Raw genomic sequence first — 20,995 nt, 5'->3', positions numbered from 1 at the left:
AGGATTTGAGGATGACGTCGAACAGCGACAGCGTCGTACCGGACGCGCATGGCGAAGGCTGGGTCGAGCCGACCGCACACCCCGCCGAGCCGCCCGCGCCAAACCTGGTCAAGCCGGCTGCGGAACAGGCCACGCCGGCAGCGGACGCCCCCAAGCCCGTCGAGGACTCGGGTGAGCCGGAGAGCCGCGTCGGTCCGCCCGACGTCATCGGCACACCACTGAGCCCGACGGCGACCAAGGTGATGGTCCTCGGTGCCGGCGAACTCGGCAAAGAGCTGGTCATCGCCTTCCAGCGACTTGGTGTCGAGGTTGTCGCCGTCGACCGGTACGCCGACGCGCCGGGCCACCAGGTCGCACATCACGCCGAGGTCATCGACATGACCGACCCGGACGCGGTGCTCGCGCTGATCGACAAGCACAAGCCCGCCTACGTCGTCCCGGAGATCGAGGCGATCGCCACCGACGCCCTGGCCAGCGCCGCCGAACGCGGACTCACCGAGGTCATCCCCACCGCGTCGGCCGTGGTCGCGACGATGAACCGCGAAGGCATCCGACGGCTTGCCGACGAGAAACTCGGGCTGCCGACGTCGCCCTATCTGTTCGCCGACACGCTCGACGAACTGCGGGTCGCGGCCGAACAGATCGGGTACCCGTGCGTGGTCAAGCCGGTGATGTCGTCGTCGGGCAAGGGGCAGTCGGTGGTGAAGACGCCCGGCGATCTGGCGGCAGCGTGGGAGACCGCGGCCACCGGCGGCCGGGTGCGCAGCGAGCGCGTCATCGTCGAAGGTTTCATCGAGTTCGACTACGAGATCACGCTGCTGACGGTCCGCTGCGTCGACCCGAAGACCGGTCGCCTCACCACCGCGTTCTGCGCGCCGATCGGACACCGGCAGATCAACGGCGACTACGTCGAGAGCTGGCAGCCGCACGATATGAGCGCCGACGCGCAGGCCGCGGCGACGTCGATCGCCGCCCGCATCGCCACCGGCCTGGGTGACGGAAAGCTCGGTGGCCGTGGGATTTTCGGTGTCGAACTGTTCGTCAAGGGCGACGACGTCTACTTCTCGGAAGTAAGTCCGCGCCCCCACGACACCGGCCTGGTGACGATGGCGACGCAGCGTCTGTCCGAGTTCGAGATGCACGCACGCGCGATCCTCGGCTTGCCGGTCGACGTCACGCTCGCCTCGCCAGGCGCCTCCGCGGTGATCTACGGCCAACTCGACCAGCCGGCGATCGGCTACGAGAACGTCGCCGTGGCACTCACCGTGCCCGAGACCGACATCCGGCTCTTCGGCAAGCCGGAGAGTTTCCACCGCAGGCGGATGGGCGTGGTCACGGCCACCGCCGACGATGTGGCGACGGCTCGCGAACGTGCGGTCCGCGCGGCGTCGATCGTGTCGCCGGTCGCGGGTCGGCCTGCGCAGCGCCGAGTGCCGCAACCCCCGAAGCCGAACCCCCCGAAGCCGACCGCCCAGAACCCGAGCCCCCCGAACCTGAACCCACCGCCGCGTCCCGCGGGAGGACCACCGCCCGGTGCCGGCCAGCCCGGCCCGCCGCCGGGAGTTCGCGTGCCCGGCCCGCCGCCGGGAGCTCGTCCACCCGGACCGCCGCCGGGGGCTCGTCCACCCGGACCGCCGCCGGGGGCTCGTCCGCCCGGTCCGCCGCCCGCGCGCGGATCGGCTCCGCAAGGATCGCCGCCCGGGTCACGTCCGGGACCACCCCGGCCACCGGGCCCGCCGCCTCGTCCGGCTGCACCCGTCGGGCTGAGCAAGGACAGCAGCGGCAAGGAGGGCAGGGACGCCCGGGAGCCTGCACCGGCCGACGGGCCGCAAACCCCGGTCGACTGACGCCGACGTGCCCCTTTACGGAGAGTTGATCGTCGCTGCGGTGATCCTCGTCGGACTGGTCGGCATCGTGATCCCGGTGCTGCCCGGCACCTTGCTCGTCGGTGGCGCGATCCTGGTCTGGGCGATCATCGTCGGTGGCGCGGCGTGGGCGGTCTTCGCGATTGTGGCCGTGGTCCTTGCCGTCGGCGAGGTCGTCAAGTACTTCCTCGCTGGTCGCACTCTGCGCTCGGGTGGTATCCCCAACATCACCGTCATCGTCGGCGGTCTCGCCGCCATCGTCGGGTTCTTCGTGATCCCGCTCGTCGGACTGTTCGTCGGGTTCATCATCGGCGCCGCCGCCACCGAACTGATCCGCACCCGCGATGGCGCGGCGGCCTGGCGGGGGACCATCGCGGCCAGCAAGGCGGCGGCCGTGACGATCGGTATCGAGTTGGTGGCAGCGCTCATCGCGACCGGAATCTGGACCGCCGGCGCATTCACATGGTGAGAGCGTCGCTCGCCGGTCCGGTGGCGTGCGTGCTCCTGCTGGTGGCCGGCTTTGTCGACGCGATCGCATTCGTCTTTCTCAACGGCAACTTCGTCTCGTTCATGTCGGGCAACACCACGGTTCTCGGCGCGGCACCGAGTCGGGGGCTGTGGAGCGAGGCCGCCCTCTGCATGACGCTCATCGTGCTGTTCTTTTGCGGCGTCCTGGGTGGGTCGGTGTACAACCGGCGGACGCGACGCTCACCGGTACCGATGCTGGGACTGGTCACGCTGGGACTCGCGCTGGCGGCCGTGGTGGCCGAGCTCGGGGCCGGCACCGCCGCGATGCTGATCGTGACGGTGGCCGCGGGGCTGATCAACACCGTGTTCGAGCGCGACCACCTGCGGCACGGCCTCACCTACGTCACCGGCACGCTGGTGAGCGCCGCCCGACAACTCGCCGACGCGGTGACCGCCGAACCTGGCGAGCGCAACCATCGGGCCTGGCTCGCGAGTATCGGGATGTGGTTCCTGCTGGCACTCGGGGCGGTCGCGGGCGGATTCGCCTACCGATGGATCGCGTTGGGGGCCTTGTACATTCCGGTGGCGCTGCTGGCCGTCGCACTGTTGGCAGTGGGGCTGCTGAGCGGAACGATCAACGGTCCCCCCGACACCGGGTCGGTCATCACGTGAGCACGCAGCCCGAAGGCGTCGTCCAGCAGTTCGGCGTCGATGACGTCGTCGGGTGTTCCTTGGGTGGCGATAGCGCCGTCCTTCATGACCAGCAGTGAATCCGAGTATCGCGCAGCAAGATTGAGGTCGTGCAGCACCATGACGACGGTCTTGCCGTGGTCGGCCTTCAAGGTCGCGACGAGATCCAGGATGTCCACCGAATGGGCGAGATCGAGGTAGGTCGTCGGTTCGTCGAGCAGGAGCAGGTCGGTGCCCTGGGCCAGAGTCAGGGCGATCCACACCCGTTGGCGCTGACCGCCCGAGAGCGCGTCGAGGGTGCGATCGGCGAGGTCGGTGGTGTTGGTCAGTTCCATCGCCTGCGACACCGCGGCCTCGTCCTCCGACGACGCCTGGGAGTACCAGCGCTGATGCGGATGCCGACCGCGGCGGACCAGCTCGGCAACCGTGAGTCCTTCCGGCGCAACGGGATTCTGCGGCAGGATGCCCAGCGTACGGGCGACCTGCTTGGGGCGGACCCGGTTGATGTCGACGTCGTCGAGGTACACCGTCCCCGCCCGTGGCGGCAAGAGGCGGGCCAGGCAGCGTAGCAACGTCGACTTCCCGCAGCCGTTGGCGCCGATGAGCGTGGTGATCTGGTGGTCGGGGATCGCGAGGTCGAGGTCGGAGATCACGACGCGATCGTCGTAGCCGACCGAGAGATGTTCGGCGCGTAGGCGACTCATGTGGTGGCCTTTCGGGACATGGTGACCATCAGGTAGATGAGGAACGGGCCGCCGAGTGCGGCGGTGACGATGCCGACGGGCAGCCCGTCCAGCCCGGGTACGCCGATCCGGCACAGCAGATCACCGCCGAGCACCAGAGCCGAGCCCAGCAGCCCCGAGGCGAGCGGAGTGGGGACCGCGGTCCCGGTCAGGCGCATCGCGATCTGTGGGGCGAGCAGCGCGACAAAGGCGATCGGGCCCGCCGCCGACACCGACAGCGCGGTCACCCCGACAGCGACGAGCAGGATGGTCGTCGACATCGCGGTGGTGCGGACACCGAGTGCGCGAGCGAGGTCGGGTCCGAGGGACAGTGCGTCGATCTGCCGGGACAGCAGCGCCACGATGACGATGCCGACCGCCAGGCCGCCGGCGACCGGCCACACCTGCGACCACGTCGCACCCGACACCGACCCGACCAGCCACACCTGCGCGTTGGCGACGTCGTTGATCTCGGCGCGGGTGAGCAGGAAGCTGGTCAGTGCCTGCAGCATCCACGTCATGCCGACACCGATGAGCACGAGCCGGAACGGGCTGATGCCGTGATTCGACCGTCGGCCCGGCCAGGCCAGCAGGTACATCGCGACCGCCGTGGCAAGGGCGCCGATCAGCGCCGACGTCGGGACGCCGAGATCGGCGAACCAGGCACCCCAGCTGGTGGAGAAGGCGATCGCCGCCACGGCTGCCGCGCTCGCCCCTGCGGTGATGCCCAGGATGTCGGGGGTCGCGAGGGGATTCTGCGCGATGAGCTGCGTGAGTGAGCCGCACATGCCCAGCCCGAAGCCGACGAGCAGCGCGACGAGGGCGCGGGGCAGCGTCACGTCGAAGACGATCACGTTCTCGATGCGACGTCCGCCGCCGAGCAGGATGCGAGCCACGTCGATCGGGGTGAGCGGGAAGTCGCTGACGCCGATGCTGGTGAGGAACAACAGCAGGGTGAGTGCCGCCAGCACCGTGGTGACCAGCACCATCCGCGGTCGGATCAGCCACGACGCCTCGACGCGACGCGGCGTGGGCAGCGTGACCGCGAGCCGGACCGGTTTCGTCATACGCTCGCCAGCTTCTGTTTGCGGACCATGTACATCAGGAACGGCGCGCCGACGAAGGCGAGCATGATGCCCACCTGCACTTCTGCGGGCCGCGCCACGACGCGGCCGAGGATGTCGCAGCCGAGCAGCAGGATCGCGCCGAGGAGCGCGGAGTAGGGGATGATCCAGCGGTAGTCGGATCCGGTGAACACGCGTGCGATGTGCGGGGTCACAAGACCGAGGAACACGATCGGCCCACACGCTGCCGTCGCTGCACCGATGAGCAAGGTGATCGCCAGGATGCCGATGCCGCGGATCACCGCGACCCGCGACCCCAGGGCACGCGTCATGTCGTCGCCGAGGCTCAGCACGTTGAGGAAGAACCCGCTGGCCAACGCCAGGACGAGCCCGACCACGATGAACGGCAGGCTCGCCCAGAACACGTCCATGCCGCGTCCGGCGGTGGCGCCGACGCTCCAGAAGCGCCACGCATCAAGCGAATTCGAGTCGACCAGCACGATCGCCGACGTTATGGCGGTCAGCATCGCAGTCAGCCCGGTGCCGGCCAGCACCAGTGTCAACGGGCTGGCACCGGACAGTGCCGACAAACCGAACACCGCGGCGGCCGCCACCACCGCGCCGATCAGACCGAACATCATGAACGCGATCGGGCTCTGGATGTTCAGCACGTAGATACCCCCGACGACGGCGCATGCGGCACCCGCGTTGACGCCCAGCATGCCGGGGTCGGCGATCGGGTTGCGCGTGTGCCCCTGGGTGATGGCCCCAGCGGCTCCGATCGCGAGGCCGACGACGAGCCCGAGCAGGGTGCGCGGAATCCGGAGGTCCCAGACGATGTCGTCGAGGTCGTCGTTGCGCTCGATCGCAGGCATGCGGAAGTGCGTCACGGCGTCCCAGATCTGCGCACCACCGGCAGAAAAGCTGTCCCACACCGATCCGATCGGTGTGACGCGCGTCCCAACGGCGACCGACAAAAACAGCAGCGCCGCCAATACGGCCATGAGCAGGGGAATTCCCGCAATTCGGCGCACGAAGGGTCACCTTACCAACCGTCGAAATCCGCGTATGCAACCGAGAACGAACAAATTTCACTTGCGTAACAAACGTCACAGAAGACTGGGATTTGCCTGTGGCGTGAGTAACGATTCGCCAAGTGCGGGTCGATAGTCCAAGTGCAACGGATGAAACGACATGCAGAGCAGGGACAGAGGAAGGTAGTCGATGAGAACCACTCTCAAACGAGCAACCACTGCGGCGATGGTCGCCGCGGGTGTGGCGGCCGGGACTCTCGCAGGCACGGGGGCATCGCAGGCAGCGACGCCGGGCGATCTGCAGATCACCGGCAGCGTCGAATGCCACTTCGGCCAGTGGGGGCAGCCGTGGAACAAGGCGTGGTACATGTACCGCTGGATGACCGTCCGCAACATCGGCGGCAGCACCATGCACAACGTCAATCTCCACGAGATCAACGGCAAATCCGTCTACATCAAGGAGCTCAAGCCCGGACAGACGATGTCCAAGTGGAGCAAGAAGGACAACCGCTGGATTCGACCCATCGAGACCCGCTGGACCGGTTGCTTCCCGAGCTCGATCTCCGGGTACACGATCGGCGCGGAGGCCGAGAACCTGGCCAACAACTTCGGGTACTGGCGAAACGACCGAACGATCTGACAGTTCGAGAACAGGCCATGCGCCTGGTGAGGTGACGGGCAGGACGCACCCGAAACACCCGCCGACGCAACAGAAAAGAGCGGCGACCGATGGATTCCCGGTCGCCGCTCTTTTGCGCTTTGCTAGGCCGTGGGCCGCGACACCTTGTCGGGCTCCGATGCGGCAAGCATGTCCTCACGCTCGACGACCTTGACGCGTTCGCGTCCTTCGGCCGCACCCAGTGCGCGCTCGTGCTCGTCGAGGCGGTACCAGCCGTCCCAGGTGGTGAACGGGATGCTCTTGGACTCGAGCAGCTTGATGACGGCGTCCTCGGAAGGGTTGGCCGGGTTGAGCAAGGCGTCGTTGGTCATGTCTTCGAGGATGCAGTCGACGGTCTCGTTCGCGTCGCCCTTGGTGTGGCCGATGAGGCCCACCGGACCGCGCTTGACCCAGCCGGTGGTGTAGATGCCGGTGAGCTGAGCACCCTCGTCGAAGACGCGTCCGGCCTCGTTGGGGATGACGCCGGCCTGCGTGTCGAACGGGATCTGCGGCAGGTTGTCCGACAGGTAGCCGACGGCCCGGTAGACCGCGCCGAGGTCCCAGTCGGTCATCTTGCCGGTCGGCTTGACGTTGCCGGTGCCGTCGAGCTGGGTGCGCTCGGTGCGCAGGCCGACGACCTTGCCGTCCTCGCCGAGGATCTCGACGGGATTCTCGAAGAAGTGCAGGAACAGCTTGTGGATCGCGCCCTGCTTGGGGTCGCGGATCGCGTAGTTCTCGATGATCGTCGCGACCTGGTCGGTGATCTTGGAACCACGGCGTGCGACGGCAGAACCCTCGTCGTACTCGATGTCCTCGGGGCTGACGACGACCTCGATGTTGGGCGAGTGGTCGAGCTCCTTGAGTTCGAGCGGCGTGAACTTGGCCTGCGCAGGTCCGCGTCGGCCGAACACATGCACCTCGATGGCCTTGTTGGCCTTGAGGCCCTCGTAGACGTTGGCCGGGATCTCCGTCGGCAGCAGTTCGTCGCCGGTCTTGGCCAGCACACGCGCGACGTCGAGGGCGACGTTGCCGACGCCGATGACGGCGACCTTCTCCTGATCCAGCGGCCAGGTGCGCGGGAAGTCGGGGTGACCGTCGTACCAGGCCACGAACTGTGCGGCACCGTAGCTGCCGTCGAGGTCGATGCCGGGGATGTCGAGGGCGCGGTCGTCGGTGGCACCGGTCGAGAAGATCATCGCGTCGTAGTGGTCGCGGAGTTCGTCGAGCGTGATGTCGGTGCCGTAGTCGATGTTGCCGAGCAGGCGGACCTGCGGCTTGTCGAGGACCTTGTGCAGCGCGGTGATGATGCCCTTGATGCGCGGATGGTCGGGTGCCACGCCGTAACGGATCAGCCCGAACGGGGCCGGCATACGCTCGTACAGATCGATGCTGACGCCGCGATCTTTCGCGGTGTCCGATTTCATCAATGCATCCGCTGCGTAGATCCCGGCCGGACCTGCGCCGACGATGGCAACCCGCAAGGGGCGGCTGTTGTCGCTCATGGAGTGGCTTCCCTGACTCTGCTGTATAGATCGGTCTGAAGTGCAGGCTCGATGCTGCCTATCCCTTCTACGGTAGGCGCTGACGGCCTGGCACCAAAATCACCTGTGAGGCTCACCTCACTTCTGGCGCTGCTCCGATCAGCGGACCGCGGCCGTGATCGGGTCGAGTGCCTTGCCGGCGACCCATGGGATCGTCAGGACCGTCGGCACCGACATCGCGGTCCCGACCTCTTGATCGAGGTAGGCGACGCGCCCGGACCGGACCACATCGAGGCTGGTGAAGGCGGCATTGCGCCGCAGCTGATCATTGGAGCCCTGCCAGTCGACGGCGACGACGAAGTCGGCGGAATCCAGCAGGTCGAGCCGCTCGGCCGGAAGCGATCCGTAGAACCCGTTGGTGAGTGCCGGCTGCAACGCGGGCGGGAAGGTGAAGCCGTAACCGGCGAGGGTCTGGCCGCGGCCGTCGCCGCCGCTGTAGATCGACACGGTGCCGTCGGGCGCCCCGGTCACCACCACGGCGGTCTTGCCGGCGAACTGCGGATGATCGCGTCGGATCCCGGCCAGCAGCGCGTTGGTCTCGGCGATCTTGGCCGCCGTCGCCATCGGCAGACCGACCGCCTTGCCGACCTGGGTTGCCTGCGCCTCCCACGGGACCTGCCAGGCGGAGAACTGCGCGGGTCGCAGCACCGTGGGGGCGACCTTGCGCAGGCTGTTGAACTGCTCGCGCGACGGGTCCGCGCCGATCGCGGTGATCAGGCCGGGGTCGGTGGCCAGCGTGGTGTCGATCGCGGTGCCGAAGTCGCTGGACACGCTCGGCAGGTAGGTGGGTGAGCTGTCGCCGATGAGTTCGGCGTTCCACGGTGAGGTGGTCTGCTTCGGGTCGCCGAAGGTGGCGATCGCCGTCGGCTTGATCCCCAGCGCGAGCAGCGTGTCTGCGTCGCCGACACCCATCGCCGCGATCCTCGCGGTGCCGTTCTCGACCGTGACCGGCGCGTACACCTGCTCCAGGGTCACCGGCAGCGCTCCGGCCTCCGGGGCCACCTGCGGGCCGACCTCGTCGGTTTCGTCGGGCGGCGAACACGCGGCGACAAGACCGGCGATCACAACGGCCCCCAGCAGTGCCAGCAGTGGGCGCGAGGGTCGACGGGTGGTGCGCATGGGAATCCTCATCGTCGGGGTCAAATGTCTCTAAGGCTCACCTTACTGACGGGAGGTGCCGAAGACGGTCGATAGACTGCGCGCCATGGCAGCAGGTGGAACCCGGAAACCCGCACGTGGCTCCGGCGACGATGCGGACGGTACCCCCGCCGCGCCACGGTCGTGGAAAGACGCGTGGCCGTTTCTCGTCGCGCTCGGCGTGATCGTGATCGCCGTCGTCGGGCTGGGGCTCTCCTATCTACTGCGGCCGGCGGAGGAGCGGGTGACCGACTCGACACGTGTGCAGTACGCGATCAACGACCACTACACCGCGCGTAACGCGTCGGACTACACCGCCTACCGCGAGCACACGTGCGCGGCGGATCTGGCATCGCCGTCGTTCATCACCGAGCAGGTCTTCAGCGAGCAGAACCGCGACCGGCGCGACAACCCGATCCAGATCGACATCACCGACCTGACCGTCGACGGCGATCGCGCGCAAGCACAAGTACATTGGCATCTCAAGAACTCATCCGATCAGAAGCACACTGTGCCGACGGTCGTGGTGCGCGAGAACGGCGAGTGGAAGGTGTGCACCTCGTGACCTATGCCGGAGATCTGACCCCGCGACAGGCCTGGGAGAAGCTGGAGAACGATCCCAAGGCCGTGCTGGTGGACTGTCGGACCCGCGCGGAGTGGTCCTTCGTCGGTGTTCCCGACCTCGAAATACTCGGCAAGAGAACGATCTTCGTCGAATGGAACACTTTCCCCGACGGCTCGCACAATGAGTCGTTCGTGGCCGAGCTGCGCGATGCCGGGATCTCCGACGATGACGAGGTCATCTTCATCTGCCGCTCGGGTCACCGGTCCATCGGAGCCGCCGAGGCCGCCACCGCCGACGGCGTGAAGGCTGCCTACAACATCCTGGACGGCTTCGAGGGCGCCCTCGACGAGAACGATCACCGCGGGCGTGCGGGTTGGCGCGCCGAGAACTTGCCATGGAGGCAGTCGTGACACACGGAATCGACGATTACGAACTGCCCGAGGGGGTTTCGCCGCAGACGCTGGCGGTTCGGGGCGGGCTCGCGCGGTCGGGCTTCTTCGAGACGTCGGAGGCCATGTACCTGACGAGCGGATACGTGTACGACTCGGCGGAGGCCGCCGAGCGGGCCTTCACCGGCGAGGACGAGCGATTCGTCTACTCGCGCTACGGAAATCCCACCGTCGAGATGTTCCAGGAGCGCTTGCGCCTGCTCGACGGCGCCGAGGCGTGCTTCGCGACCGCGAGCGGCATGGCGGCGGTGTTCGTGGCGCTCGGCGCGCTGCTGAAGGCCGGCGACCGCCTGGTGGCCGCGCGCAGCCTGTTCGGCTCGTGCTTCGTGGTCTGCAACGAGATCCTGCCGCGGTGGGGGATCGAGACCGAATTCGTCGACGGCGAGGATCTCGACCAGTGGGAGCGCGCGCTGGCCACCCCGGCCGACGCGGTGTTCTTCGAGACGCCGTCGAACCCGATGCAGGTTCTCGTCGACGTCGCCAAGGTGTCCGAGCTCGCCCATGCCGCGGGCGCAAAGGTGGTGCTGGACAACGTCTTCGCCACTCCGCTCGGCCAGCGTGGCCTGGACTTGGGGGCCGACGTCATCGTGTACTCGGCGACCAAACACATCGACGGCCAGGGCCGGGTGATGGGCGGCGCGGTGCTGGGCACCAAGGAGTACATCGACGGCCCGGTGCAGACCCTGATGCGCCACACCGGCCCCGCGATGAGCCCGTTCAACGCCTGGACGCTGGTGAAGGGGCTGGAGACCATGCAGCTTCGCCTGGACGCCTCGGTCGCCTCAGCGCAGCGCATCGCCGAGTTCCTGGAATCCGACACTCGCGTCCGCTGGGTGAAATACCCGTTCCTGCAATCACATCCGCAGTACGACCTCGCGACCGCCCAGATGTCGTCGGGCGGCACGGTGGTCACCTTCGAGCTCAACGACCGCGGGGGCGTCGACGGCAAGAAGCGCGCCTTCGAGGTACTCAACGGACTGCACGTCATCGACATCTCCAACAATCTCGGTGATTCCAAGTCGTTGATCACCCACCCGGCCACCACGACCCACCGCGCGATGGGGCCCGAGGGTCGCGCATCGATCGGACTCACCGACTCGGTGGTGCGGCTGTCCGTCGGGCTCGAGGGCACCGACGATCTGCTCGAGGATCTCGACCGCGCGTTGGGTTGAGGCGCGAGGTTTTCAGAGTATGCGGCGAGTGCCCACGTAGACCTTGCCGCCGAAGGCGGTGGGTTCGAGCCTCTCGGTGTCGAGGGTCCAGCCGCTGCCATCGGGGCCGCAGGCGATGAGCCGATAATTCAGAGAGTTCTCGAGCCGCTCCCAGAGCAGCACACGAGTTCCGTCAGCGGCGATGAACTGTGCGGTCGATCAGTCGAGGTCGTCGACACCCAACGCGTGCAGCACGGTCCGCAGTTTGACGGCGGTCTCGTCGAGTTCGGCCTGCGGGTCGGAGTCGGCGATGATGCCTCCACCGGCCCAGGTGGTCAGGTGGTGACGGTCGGCTTCGAGTTGCAAACAGCGGATGGTGACCATCCATTCGCCGTCGCCATTGGCGTCGCACCAGCCGACCGAGCCGGCGTAGAAACCGCGGTCACCCTCCACCTCGGTGATGATCTGCGCGGCCACCTCGCTCGGCGTACCGCACACCGCGGGGGTCGGGCCCAGCAGCAGCGCGAGGTCGAGGGAGGTGACGTGCGGATCGCGCAGGGTCGCGCGGATCGGGGTCGCGAGGTGCCACACCTCCCCGGTGGAGAGGACCAGCGGTTCGGGCGGTGCCTCGACGTCGTCGCACAGGGTTTCCAGGCGTTCGCGGAGATAGTCGACGACGAAGGCGTGTTCGGTGTGGTCCTTGGCGGAGCGGGCCAGCGCCTCGGCGGTTGCGCGGTCGGTGGCCGGGTCGGGATGACGCGGGGCGGAGCCGGCGTAGGGATAGCACGTCACCTCGCGACCTCGCTTGCGCAACAACAACTCCGGCGACGCGCCGAGTAACCACGCCCCGGTGCCGAGGTCGACGCCGAAGGCGTTGTGTTCGGAGTTGCCGGCGGCCAGTGCGTCGAGCATCTCGGCGGGATCGACACGCGGTTCGACGACGAGGTCGACGGCCCGCGCCAGCACCACCTTGTCGACGTCGCCGGCCGCGATCCGCTTGATCGCGTGGGCAACCCGGTCGCGGTGTTCGGCGGTGTCGGGACGGAACGTGGTGCTCACGACGCGCTGCTGCAACGGCGCTCGGCCGGCGAGTGGCTCGTCGGAAAACGTGAGCTCTTCGGGGGCGGTCAGCGCCACGGTCTCGGTGGCGTCGAAGCCGATCGCGCCGGTCAGGGCGGTGACGCGGCCTGCGCGCAGGGCGTCGGAGGCGGCGTCGGCGGCGGTGAACACCTCACGCACCCCGCGGGCGCGGACCGTACCGTGCGGACGGGAGAGGACGAAGACATCCCCGGGGACACTCCCGGCGACATCGTCGGGGCTAGGGCCAGCTGCGGACGTGGACACACCCACACGCTACCGGTAAGCGTGCCCTAACTTTGACTCACGCTGAGTGAAAATTGACACCCATGGGCGCGATGGGTGAATCTTGATGCGGGTCATGAGTGCCAGTGACAAGCCCCGGCTCGCTGGTCGGCAACCCTCCTCCGCGGTGGGGTGCTCCGGGTGACGACCCGGCCGTATTCGGAGTGAATACGGCAAGCGTGGAATCACTAGGAGTACCGTCATGACTGCTGTCATCCCTGTTTCTGCTGGTCGCGAGGCCGGTTCTGCTGTTAGGGCTCCCCTCGCCCCCGTCGTCGGCGCCGATACCTGCGTTCCGCTGATCACCGGCGATGCCGTGCGCTACACCAACCTCGACTACGCGGCCAGCGCCCCGGCGTTGACCGCGGTGGCTGACGTGGTCGCACGATCGCTCGGCGATTACGCCAGCGTCCACCGCGGCGCCGGTTACCTCTCGCAGGTCACCACCGAGCGGTACGAGTCGGCCCGCGAGACCGTCCGCCGCTTCGTCCGCGGACGCACCGACGACACCGTCGTCTTCACCCGCAACACCACCGACGCCATCAACCTGGCTGCCCACATCACCCCCGGCGACGTGGCGGTCCTCGACATCGAGCATCACGCCAACCTGCTGCCGTGGACCACCGCGGTGAACCCGGCGTCGCAGGTGCGGGGACGGGTCGTCGAGGCGCGCGATTCCATCGCCGACACCCTGGCGGCTCTCGACGCCGAGCTGGCGTCGAAACCGGCTGCGCTACTGGCGGTCACCGCCGCATCGAATGTGACCGGCGAGGTGCTGCCGATCGGCCGTCTGGCCTCGATCGCCCACCGCCACGGTGCACGCATCCTCGTCGACGCGGCGCAACTCGTTGCGCATCAGCCGATCTCGATCGTGAGCCACGGCATCGACTACCTGGCCTTCTCCGGTCACAAGACCTACGCGCCGTTCGGTGCGGGCGTGCTCATCGGGCGTCCGGACTGGTTCGACGCGGCAACGCCGTATCTTGCCGGCGGTGGTGCCACCCGCGACGTATCCGCGGGTGGCGTCACCGCAACCTGGCACACCGGGCCTGCCCGGCACGAAGCCGGTTCGCCGAATGTGCTGGGCGCCATCTCGATTGCCGCGGCCTGCGACGCACTGACGGCGATCGGGCCGGAGGCTCTGGGACTGCACGAAGAGGAACTGCGCGCACGGCTCGACGCCGGACTGGCTGCGATCGACGGGGTGACGCCACTGCGCATCTTCGATGATGCGCGCAACCGGGTCGGCATCGCGAGCTTCGTCGTCGACGGGGTGGCACCCCGTGCGGTCGCCGAGTACCTGAGCGACTACCACGGAATCGGTGTGCGCGACGGAAAGTTCTGTGCCCATCCACTTCTCAAACGCCTCGGGCATCCTGCAGGAGCCGTACGGGCCAGCTTCGGCGCGGGTAGCTGCGCCGCCGACATTGACCGCCTGCTGGATGCACTCATCGAACTGACCCGATCGAACTGACAAGAGGGACAACGCAATGACCGTCACCACACACTCTCGCGCGACCGTCAGCATCGGACGGCCGGCGCTGCGCGTCGCGGTGGCCGGCGACGCGGTGGCCCGAACGCTGCCGATCGTCGTCCGGCGCGAGCATCTCCGCGACGCTCAGCGCGCCCGGTCGCTGCTGCGTGCCGGCAGCCACGACCCGGCGAATTTCGCTGTGGCACTGGAGATCGAAGTTGCGATCGCACCACATCCCGCGTCGGCGCGGGCGGCGGTGGAACATGCCGACGTCGACCGGGACCCGACGGCATCGGAGACCATCCGTTACATCGGCACCGCGCACGGACTCATCACGCTGATCCGTGACATCTATGCCGCCGAGGTCGCCGATGCGGTGATCATCGTGCCCATCGACGGTTCGGCCTCCGAACGTCTTGTGCGCGAACAGGTTCTGCCGTACGTGAGTGGGGTTGATCGTCGGGTGGCGTGAGAGTTCCTCTCAACAGCCAGGGTGAACGCGTACTCGTCCGACGATCGACGCGCGGGCTGGGCATTGATGATCTCGGGTGCAAGGTAGGCGACGCTTCAAACTAGCGAGTTGGTGGCGGTGAGGTCGGTGCCATCGGCGAGTTTCGCGATCCCGAAATCCAGCATCACGACACGGTCGATCTCGTTGGTATCCGGGTCGCGCGTCACAATGATGTTGGCGGGCTTGATATCTCGGTGGATCACCGACGTGAGATAGCTGACGTATCACAGGCGACGGGCTGACCGGCATCGCATGTTCAGACGAATCGGTTTCCGTGTGATCTTGTGCCCGGAATCCGGGCACAAGATCACACAGAAGCCGGGCTCAGTGGACCTGACCCGCGCCCCAACCGAATGAGGGTCGAGTTCACGGGGTGATCGCTGTCGGCCGGTCGAAACCATCTGCGGGGCAGTAGGTTCCGCGCGAAGCAAGTCGCACGACGTTGTTCGGTCAGAACTGGTTGCGCACCCGACCGAAGCTGTGTACTCTCGAACATGTATTCGAGAGACGGCGGAGGGGCCGGGGGTGAGCATGAACGACCAGCCATCGGACGAGCAGTCGTTGTCGGTGGTTCCGGCGTTGCTCGCCGAGCTCGGTGGGGTGCTCGATCGCCTCGCCGCCGCTGACGTGTCGCAGTGCACCGATGCCGAGTTGGTGGACGTTGCGCGTACCCATGAGCAGCTGATCAACCGGATGTTGTTCGAGGGGGATCGGCAGATCGTGGCGCTCTCGGATCGCGGTGTGCCCCGCGAGATGGGTTACCGCAGTCTGACGAACTTCATGAATGTGGCGTTGCGGGTGTCGGATCCGGGCCGCCGCACCGATCAGATGGAGGCGACGGCCAGTTTCCGCCAGCTGTCCGGGGAGGTGTCCGACCCCAAGTATCCGACGCTGGCTGCCGGGTTTGCCGAAGGGACTGTCGGGGCGGCGCATGTGCGTAAGGTCGCCGAGATCTTGGACAAGATCCCGCAGCGGTTGCCGCACGACCGTAAGGTGGCTGCGGAGAAGACGCTGGCGGAGTTGGCGCGTGAACACACCCCGGCGGAGTTGACCACGCTGGGGATGCGGCTACTGGCCCATCTCGACCCCGATGGTGAGCTGACCGATGCGAAGGATCGGGCACGGCGACGTAATCTGTGGCTCAATCGGCAGGACGCGCAGAAGATGTCGAAGCTGACCGCCAACCTCGACCCGCAGACGCGTGCGTTGCTGGAGATGATGCTGGCGGTGTGGGCCAAACCCGGGATGAACAACCCCGACGACCCGGACTCACCCTCGGGTGGTGAGGACGACGCCGACATCGAGCAGGTCAAGGCCGCCGCCGCCCGCGACTCGCGTTCACAGGCCCAACGCAACCATGATGCGCTCAACGCCCTGCTGACGGCGGTGTTCGCCGACGGGCTGTTGGGCAAGACTCATCGTGGGTTGCCGGTGTCGTTGATCATCAAGGGCGAGCACGCCGACGATGGCGGCGCCGATGGCCGCCCACCCGCGTTTGCTCTTGTGCGGCCGGATCGCTAGTGGACCTACCGGCGATGGCGTGGCATCCGCCTCGGGGTGCTCGACGCCGTCGAGTGCGGTGCCCAGAGCCGAAGCGAAGGCGCGGCAGTCGGGAAAGCGGAGGGCGGTCGCAGCGTCGCGCGCATCGAGGGTGGCTGCCGCGGCCCACGGTGTTTCGTCGGCGATGAGTTGCCCCGCCAGGGTGGCCAGCGTGCGCTGATCGGAGGCCGGTGCCGTCGAGTCTGCGGTGGGTTCGGTTGCGGTGAAACCGAACCCACGCAGGGCGACGCTGTCGAGCGCACCCGAGGCGGTGCGGGTCACGAAGATATCGGTGGCGTCGAAGTCGCCGCGGTCCAGGCCTTGGTCGCGGGCGTGGTCGAGGGCATCGGCGATCTGCGTGACGATCATGGTGATCTCGGCGGCGGTGAGACGTTGCTCGGTCAGATCTGTTCCGGCGAGCTGCCGGGTCACCACCCAGCAGGTGTCCTCGGTGATGCCGTAGTCCTCGACGCGAAGCACCGCCGGATGATCGAGTGCGGAGGCGGCCCGGGCATCGGCGAAGAACCGATCGTTCACGCCGGGCCCGGCCGAGCCGACCGCACTCAGGACCCGGGCACGGTCCTCGCCGGGTCGGTCCACGAGGAAATGTCTTCCGGTCCGGTCTCTGCCGAGTTCGGCATTGATCTGGTATCCCGCAAACGTCGAACCAATGACCAACGGCACTGCTTCTCCCCGATACTCTGGCCAGGCCGATCAGGCCTCGCCACGCTCCCACTGTTCGATCAGCCGCGACTCGGCTTCCTCGGTGAGCGTGCCATACAGCTTGAGGCGCGCCATTCCACCGTCGGGATAGATGTCCAGGCGGGCCTCGGTCATCGGGCGGTCGAGGTCGATGACGAAGCGGTGCCGGGTGTCGGGCTGTAAGTCGGTGCGCGGCAAGACCTCGAACCAGTCGCCGTCGCCGTCGCGGCCGCGCACGGTGGCTGCGCCGGGTGCGTTGCCGAGGAAGTAGCTGGTGTCGAGTTCGACGAGGCTCACCCGGCCCTGGCCGGCGAGACGCACCTGGACCCAGTCGTTGCCGTCGTCGCGTCGGCGCGAGGTCTCCCAGCCCTCACCCATGTTGCGGGCCCGTCCGGGCATCAGCAGATTGTTGGGGGAGCTGTAGAACATGTTGGAGCAGGCCGTGATCAGGCCGCCGTTCTCCAGTGCGGCGAGATCGAAGTGCCCGTAACGGAAGAAGTGCGGGTCGGGCACACCACGACCGTGCACACGGAATCGGGCCACGCCGCCGTCGGGGTACATGGTGAGCCGCACGTGGGTGAATCGGTTGGTGGCGTCGACGGTGAACGGGTTGCGGGTGTCGCCCTCGGCCGGGGATTTCTCGACGATGGTGACCCACTCCGCGTCGGAGACGAGTTCCTCGGCAGACACCACGCCCTCCACCGCGGTGGCCTCCACCGAGATGAAGGGCGGATAGTTGCCCTTGAACCACGACGTGTCGACGACGACGCCGTAGACCACACCGGGAGCGCCGAGCCGCACGATGGCCTGATCGACCCCCGCCCCCCGGCGCCGCCGCGTCTCCCAGCCGTCATAGACCTGACCCTTGTGCCCGAAAGTGGCCGGTTGGTACTGGGCGGGCGAGGTCTTGATGAGGTTCTGACTCTCGGCGAACAGCTCGTCGTTGGTCCAGACAACCGCGCCGCCGAGATCTCGAAGTGCCAGGTCGGGCATGGAGGTGAAGTGTGGTCGGGTACCGGTGGCGACGGGTGGCGGTTGAGGAGTCACGGGTTCTGATCCTATCGGCGTTTGCCAATCCCGCTCTCCGCGCGCATACTTGGCCACTGCAACTAATTGCAGCCCGAAACTAGTTGCGGTAAGTAAACAATCTCGGAGGAGTTTCCGATGCTGGACGGAGCGGCCATCGACGAGCTGTTCGACACGCTCGCCCGATATCTGCGCATCCGGGACAAGGCCGTGCACACCACCTTTCGCACCGGTGACGGCGAGATCGAGACGGCTGCCTACAAAGGACTGTTCCATCTCGCCCGGCAGTCGATGCGGTCCAGTGAGCTCGCCGAGGCGCTGCACGCCGACCCGTCGACGGTCAGCCGATACGTGGCGCAGCTCGTCGCGCAGGGTTTCGTTCGCCGTGAGGCCGATCCCGACGACGGTCGCGCGACGCTACTCGTGCTCACCGAGTCCGGGATGGAGCGGGTGCAGGCGATGCGGACCCTGCGACGGACCGCTCTGAACGATGCGATGGGCGACTGGACCGACGACGAGCTGTGGACGTTGGTCCGGCTCCTCGGCAGGTTCGTCGACGCGGCTGAGACGGTGATCCTCCCGACGGGTACCGGCCAAGACTGTTCGAAAGGACCCCGATGACCGAGCACACAGCGCACACGGAGCATGCGGGAGCGGGTCTCACGCATCGGCAGATCCTGACCATCCTCGGCGGCCTGATGATGGGCATGTTCCTCGCTGCCCTCGACCAGACCATCGTGTCCACGGCCATCCGCACCATCGCCGACGATCTGCAGGGCTATGACTTGCAGGCCTGGGTGACCACCGCCTATCTGGTCACCTCGACCATCGTCACCCCGCTCTACGGCAAGCTCTCCGACCTCTACGGCCGCAAACCCTTTTTCCTGGTGGCGATCTCGATCTTCGTCGTCGGTTCGCTGCTGTGCAGCATGGCGACGTCGATGTACGAACTCGCCGCGTTCCGCGCACTGCAGGGACTCGGCGCGGGTGGTCTGTTCACGTTGGCGCTCACCACGATCGGCGACATCGTGCCGCCCCGGGAACGCGCCAAGTATCAGGGCTACTTCCTCGCCGTCTTCGGCACCTCGAGTGTGCTGGGACCGGTCCTCGGCGGACTGTTCGCCGGGCAGGCCGAGATCCTCTGGGTTTCCGGCTGGCGCTGGGTGTTCCTGGTCAATGTGCCCATCGGCATCATCGCACTCGGCGTGGTCTACCGGGTCCTGAATTACGACCAGCAGAAGGGTGTCGGCGGTCGTACCGACTACTGGGGTGCCACTGCTCTCGCCGTCGCCGTCGCCCCGCTGCTGATCGTCGCCGAGCAAGGCCGCGAATGGGGCTGGGGATCGGGACTTGCGTTGCTGTGCTACGGAATCGGGGTCGCCGGCATCGCCGCGTTCATCTGGATCGAGCACCTGATGGGCGACGATGCGCTGATCCCGTTGCGGGTCTTCAACAACCGGGTGTTCACCCAGGGCATCGTCATCTCGGTGGTCGTCGGTGCGGTGATGTTCGGCGGAATCTCCATGTTGCCGCAGTACTTCCAGGTGCTCCGCGGGTCGAGCCCGATGGTCGCCGGGCTGCAAATGCTGCCGATGGTGCTGGGACTGATGCTCGGGTCCATCACATCGGGCCAGATCATCTCGCGCACCGGTCGATACAAGATCTTCCCCATCATCGGGTCGATCCTGATCACGGCGATGACGTTCCTGCTGCACACCGTCGGCATCGACACACCGGTCGCCGTGGTGATGCTCTACGCCTTCGGACTCGGTGTGGGCCTGGGCAACATGATGCAGCCGATCATGCTCGCGATGCAGAACATCCTGCCGCCCAAGGACATGGGGCTGTCCACGGGGACAGCGACCTTCTTTCGGCAGATCGGCGGAACACTGGGCGTCGCAGTGTTCTTCTCACTGCTGTTCTCCCTGATGGGCCCCAACATCAAGGACGAGATGGTCACAGCCGCACAGACTCCCGAATATCGGGCCGCGGTGATGGAGGCCGCTCGCAGTCACGACACGCAGGTGAGTGGTTTCGCTCAGTCACTGATCGCGGCGGCGCAGAACCCGGAGAAGGGTGGTGCGTCGTCGTCGGAGAGCGTGATGTCGGATACGTCGGTGATCGAGAAACTGCCGCCGGAACTCGGTGACCCGATCAAACGCGGCTTCGCCAACTCGATGGACCGGGTCTTCCTCGCGGTGTCGATCATGTCGATCCTGGCGGTGATCGGGACGCTCACCTGGCCGGAACTCCCGCTGCGTAGCGGCCGGCCCGTCGGGAACCCGGAGTCGACGACGACCGTCTGACGACGACGCGCTGAAAGTGGGGGAGGAGTTCTCTTCCCCCACTTTTGGCTCCCTCCCCGCGAAGTTTTCGGGGGACGACACCAAAAGTAGGGGAGGAAGCTTCCTCCCCTACTTTTCGCGCCCGATGTGCGTCGGCGACGTCAGCCGCGCGAGGGCTCGTTGGCCTCTTCGGGCTGCGCCGCGAGCCGGTCGATGGCCTCCTGCGCGATCTTCTCCGCCTCGGCCTTGCCGACCCACTTGCCGGGGTCGACGTGCTTACCCGGTTCGAGGTCCTTGTAGTGCTCGAAGAAGTGCGCGATCGGCCCGAGTTCGTACTCGGAGACATCGGTGATGTCCTGGATGTGATCCCAGCGGACGTCGCCGGCCGGGACGCACAGCAGCTTGTCGTCGCCGCCGGCCTCGTCGGTCATCGTGAACATGCCGACGATCCGGGCACGCACGATGATGCCGGGGAACACCGACTCGGGCAGCAGGACCATAGCGTCGAGTGGGTCGCCGTCCTCGCCGAGGGTGTTGTCGATGTAGCCGTAGTCGGCGGGGTAGCCCATCGAGGTGTACAGGTAGCGGTCCAGGTAGACCTTGCCTGTCTCGTGGTCGACCTCGTACTTGTTGCGGCCACCCTTGGGGATCTCGATGGTCACATCGAATTCCACGGTTCCTCCTGGCAGTCTTGATCATGGGGTCAGGCGCCCGCCGTGCTCGGCGGGTCGCGCGCGACCTCAACGATACTG

21 protein-coding genes, 1 pseudogene and 1 riboswitch are annotated in these 20,995 nt (G+C 67.1%); of the genes and pseudogenes, 12 read left to right on the top strand and 10 right to left on the bottom strand.

Features of this window, described 5'->3' with window-relative positions:
- Nucleotides 1-11: 11 nt before the first annotated feature.
- The 3 genes and pseudogenes from purT to MKW15_RS14285 form a co-directional block, all read left to right on the top strand.
- Complete coding sequence (purT, locus tag MKW15_RS14295) at nucleotides 12-1,847, top strand: formate-dependent phosphoribosylglycinamide formyltransferase (protein ID WP_240859316.1); 1,836 nt, start codon at nucleotides 12-14, stop codon at nucleotides 1,845-1,847.
- Nucleotides 1,848-1,854: 7 nt separating this feature from the next.
- Nucleotides 1,855-2,334 (top strand): DUF456 domain-containing protein, encoded by a 480-nt coding sequence (locus tag MKW15_RS14290; RefSeq protein WP_240859314.1) that lies wholly within the window; start codon nucleotides 1,855-1,857, stop codon nucleotides 2,332-2,334.
- Nucleotides 2,328-2,882, top strand: a pseudogene (locus tag MKW15_RS14285) (YoaK family protein); the annotation flags it as partial. The gene MKW15_RS14290 and the pseudogene MKW15_RS14285, both read left to right, overlap by 7 nt.
- On the opposite strand, the gene MKW15_RS14280 reads toward MKW15_RS14285, so the two are convergent.
- From MKW15_RS14280 to MKW15_RS14270, 3 genes are read right to left on the bottom strand one after another with little or no spacing between them, the layout of a single operon-like run.
- Nucleotides 2,879-3,727, bottom strand: coding sequence for an ABC transporter ATP-binding protein (locus tag MKW15_RS14280; protein ID WP_240859312.1), 849 nt, complete (start codon nucleotides 3,725-3,727; stop codon nucleotides 2,879-2,881). The pseudogene MKW15_RS14285 and the gene MKW15_RS14280 sit on opposite strands and share 4 nt — an antisense overlap.
- A complete protein-coding gene (locus MKW15_RS14275) occupies nucleotides 3,724-4,812 on the bottom strand; it encodes a FecCD family ABC transporter permease (protein WP_240859309.1) in 1,089 nt (362 codons plus the stop codon). The genes MKW15_RS14280 and MKW15_RS14275 overlap by 4 nt, the downstream gene beginning before the upstream one ends.
- A complete protein-coding gene (locus MKW15_RS14270) occupies nucleotides 4,809-5,813 on the bottom strand; it encodes a FecCD family ABC transporter permease (protein ID WP_240859482.1) in 1,005 nt (334 codons plus the stop codon). Before MKW15_RS14270 ends, MKW15_RS14275 begins: the two co-directional genes overlap by 4 nt.
- 220 nt (nucleotides 5,814-6,033) lie before the next feature.
- On the opposite strand from MKW15_RS14270, the gene MKW15_RS14265 reads away from it, so the two are divergent.
- The gene (locus MKW15_RS14265) at nucleotides 6,034-6,483 is read left to right on the top strand and encodes a hypothetical protein (protein ID WP_240859308.1); all 450 of its coding nucleotides are present in this window, start codon (nucleotides 6,034-6,036) and stop codon (nucleotides 6,481-6,483) included.
- Between the two features lie 122 nt (nucleotides 6,484-6,605).
- Here MKW15_RS14265 and MKW15_RS14260 read toward each other — a convergent pair whose 3' ends face one another.
- Nucleotides 6,606-8,003 (bottom strand): FAD-dependent oxidoreductase, encoded by a 1,398-nt coding sequence (locus MKW15_RS14260; protein WP_240859307.1) that lies wholly within the window; start codon nucleotides 8,001-8,003, stop codon nucleotides 6,606-6,608.
- A gap of 138 nt (nucleotides 8,004-8,141) precedes the next feature.
- The gene (locus MKW15_RS14255; protein WP_240859306.1) at nucleotides 8,142-9,161 is read right to left on the bottom strand and encodes an ABC transporter substrate-binding protein; all 1,020 of its coding nucleotides are present in this window, start codon (nucleotides 9,159-9,161) and stop codon (nucleotides 8,142-8,144) included.
- Between the two features lie 85 nt (nucleotides 9,162-9,246).
- Here MKW15_RS14255 and MKW15_RS14250 point away from each other — a divergent pair, with 85 nt between their 5' ends.
- The 3 genes from MKW15_RS14250 to MKW15_RS14240 are packed head-to-tail and all read left to right on the top strand — an operon-like array spanning nucleotide 9,247 to nucleotide 11,365.
- Nucleotides 9,247-9,744, top strand: a complete 498-nt coding sequence (locus MKW15_RS14250) for an Rv0361 family membrane protein (RefSeq protein WP_240859305.1) — start codon at nucleotides 9,247-9,249, stop codon at nucleotides 9,742-9,744.
- Nucleotides 9,741-10,154 carry a rhodanese-like domain-containing protein gene (locus MKW15_RS14245; RefSeq protein WP_012835705.1) on the top strand — a complete coding sequence of 138 codons (414 nt, stop codon included), beginning with the start codon at nucleotides 9,741-9,743 and terminating at the stop codon, nucleotides 10,152-10,154. The genes MKW15_RS14250 and MKW15_RS14245 overlap by 4 nt, the downstream gene beginning before the upstream one ends.
- Nucleotides 10,139-11,365, top strand: coding sequence for an O-succinylhomoserine sulfhydrylase (locus MKW15_RS14240; RefSeq protein ID WP_223372596.1), 1,227 nt, complete (start codon nucleotides 10,139-10,141; stop codon nucleotides 11,363-11,365). Before MKW15_RS14245 ends, MKW15_RS14240 begins: the two co-directional genes overlap by 16 nt.
- A 12-nt stretch (nucleotides 11,366-11,377) precedes the next feature.
- Here MKW15_RS14240 and MKW15_RS14235 read toward each other — a convergent pair whose 3' ends face one another.
- Both MKW15_RS14235 and MKW15_RS14230 read right to left on the bottom strand, forming a co-directional pair.
- Nucleotides 11,378-11,527: a hypothetical protein gene (locus tag MKW15_RS14235; RefSeq protein ID WP_012835703.1), complete on the bottom strand. Its 150-nt coding sequence runs from the start codon at nucleotides 11,525-11,527 to the stop codon at nucleotides 11,378-11,380.
- A gap of 36 nt (nucleotides 11,528-11,563) precedes the next feature.
- Complete coding sequence (locus MKW15_RS14230) at nucleotides 11,564-12,688, bottom strand: isochorismate synthase (protein WP_240859304.1); 1,125 nt, start codon at nucleotides 12,686-12,688, stop codon at nucleotides 11,564-11,566.
- 90 nt (nucleotides 12,689-12,778) lie between these two features.
- Nucleotides 12,779-12,892: riboswitch (SAM riboswitch) on the top strand.
- A 16-nt stretch (nucleotides 12,893-12,908) separates the two neighbouring features.
- On the opposite strand from MKW15_RS14230, the gene MKW15_RS14225 reads away from it, so the two are divergent.
- Together MKW15_RS14225 and MKW15_RS14220 are read left to right on the top strand one after the other, a co-directional pair.
- Entirely contained in the window at nucleotides 12,909-14,180 is a 1,272-nt protein-coding gene (locus MKW15_RS14225; RefSeq protein ID WP_240859302.1) for an aminotransferase class V-fold PLP-dependent enzyme, read from the top strand.
- A gap of 16 nt (nucleotides 14,181-14,196) precedes the next feature.
- Complete coding sequence (locus MKW15_RS14220; protein ID WP_240859299.1) at nucleotides 14,197-14,652, top strand: hypothetical protein; 456 nt, start codon at nucleotides 14,197-14,199, stop codon at nucleotides 14,650-14,652.
- 95 nt (nucleotides 14,653-14,747) lie between these two features.
- Here the strand turns inward: MKW15_RS14220 and MKW15_RS14215 are convergent, their stop codons facing one another.
- Nucleotides 14,748-14,894 (bottom strand): hypothetical protein, encoded by a 147-nt coding sequence (locus MKW15_RS14215; RefSeq protein WP_240859489.1) that lies wholly within the window; start codon nucleotides 14,892-14,894, stop codon nucleotides 14,748-14,750.
- A 328-nt stretch (nucleotides 14,895-15,222) separates the two neighbouring features.
- Between MKW15_RS14215 and MKW15_RS14210 the strand changes: the two genes are divergently transcribed.
- Nucleotides 15,223-16,212, top strand: coding sequence for a DUF222 domain-containing protein (locus tag MKW15_RS14210; RefSeq protein WP_240859298.1), 990 nt, complete (start codon nucleotides 15,223-15,225; stop codon nucleotides 16,210-16,212).
- Between the two features lie 732 nt (nucleotides 16,213-16,944).
- On the opposite strand, the gene alc is transcribed toward MKW15_RS14210, so the two are convergent.
- Entirely contained in the window at nucleotides 16,945-17,925 is a 981-nt protein-coding gene (gene alc, locus MKW15_RS14205) for an allantoicase (RefSeq protein ID WP_223375408.1), read from the bottom strand.
- A 171-nt stretch (nucleotides 17,926-18,096) separates the two neighbouring features.
- On the opposite strand from alc, the gene MKW15_RS14200 reads away from it, so the two are divergent.
- Together MKW15_RS14200 and MKW15_RS14195 are read left to right on the top strand one after the other, a co-directional pair.
- Nucleotides 18,097-18,579: a MarR family winged helix-turn-helix transcriptional regulator gene (locus tag MKW15_RS14200; RefSeq protein ID WP_012835698.1), complete on the top strand. Its 483-nt coding sequence runs from the start codon at nucleotides 18,097-18,099 to the stop codon at nucleotides 18,577-18,579.
- Nucleotides 18,576-20,264 (top strand): MDR family MFS transporter, encoded by a 1,689-nt coding sequence (locus MKW15_RS14195; protein WP_240859295.1) that lies wholly within the window; start codon nucleotides 18,576-18,578, stop codon nucleotides 20,262-20,264. The genes MKW15_RS14200 and MKW15_RS14195 overlap by 4 nt, the downstream gene beginning before the upstream one ends.
- 140 nt (nucleotides 20,265-20,404) lie before the next feature.
- Here MKW15_RS14195 and MKW15_RS14190 read toward each other — a convergent pair whose 3' ends face one another.
- Entirely contained in the window at nucleotides 20,405-20,917 is a 513-nt protein-coding gene (locus MKW15_RS14190) for an inorganic diphosphatase (protein WP_012835696.1), read from the bottom strand.
- Nucleotides 20,918-20,995: the final 78 nt, after the last annotated feature.

The sequence above is a fragment of the Gordonia gummivorans genome (genome assembly GCF_022513585.1).
In the GTDB taxonomy this organism is placed as follows: Bacteria; Actinomycetota; Actinomycetes; order Mycobacteriales; family Mycobacteriaceae; genus Gordonia.
The sequence above is the reverse complement of the archived record's forward strand: the minus strand, read 5'-3'. Positions and strand labels throughout refer to the sequence as shown.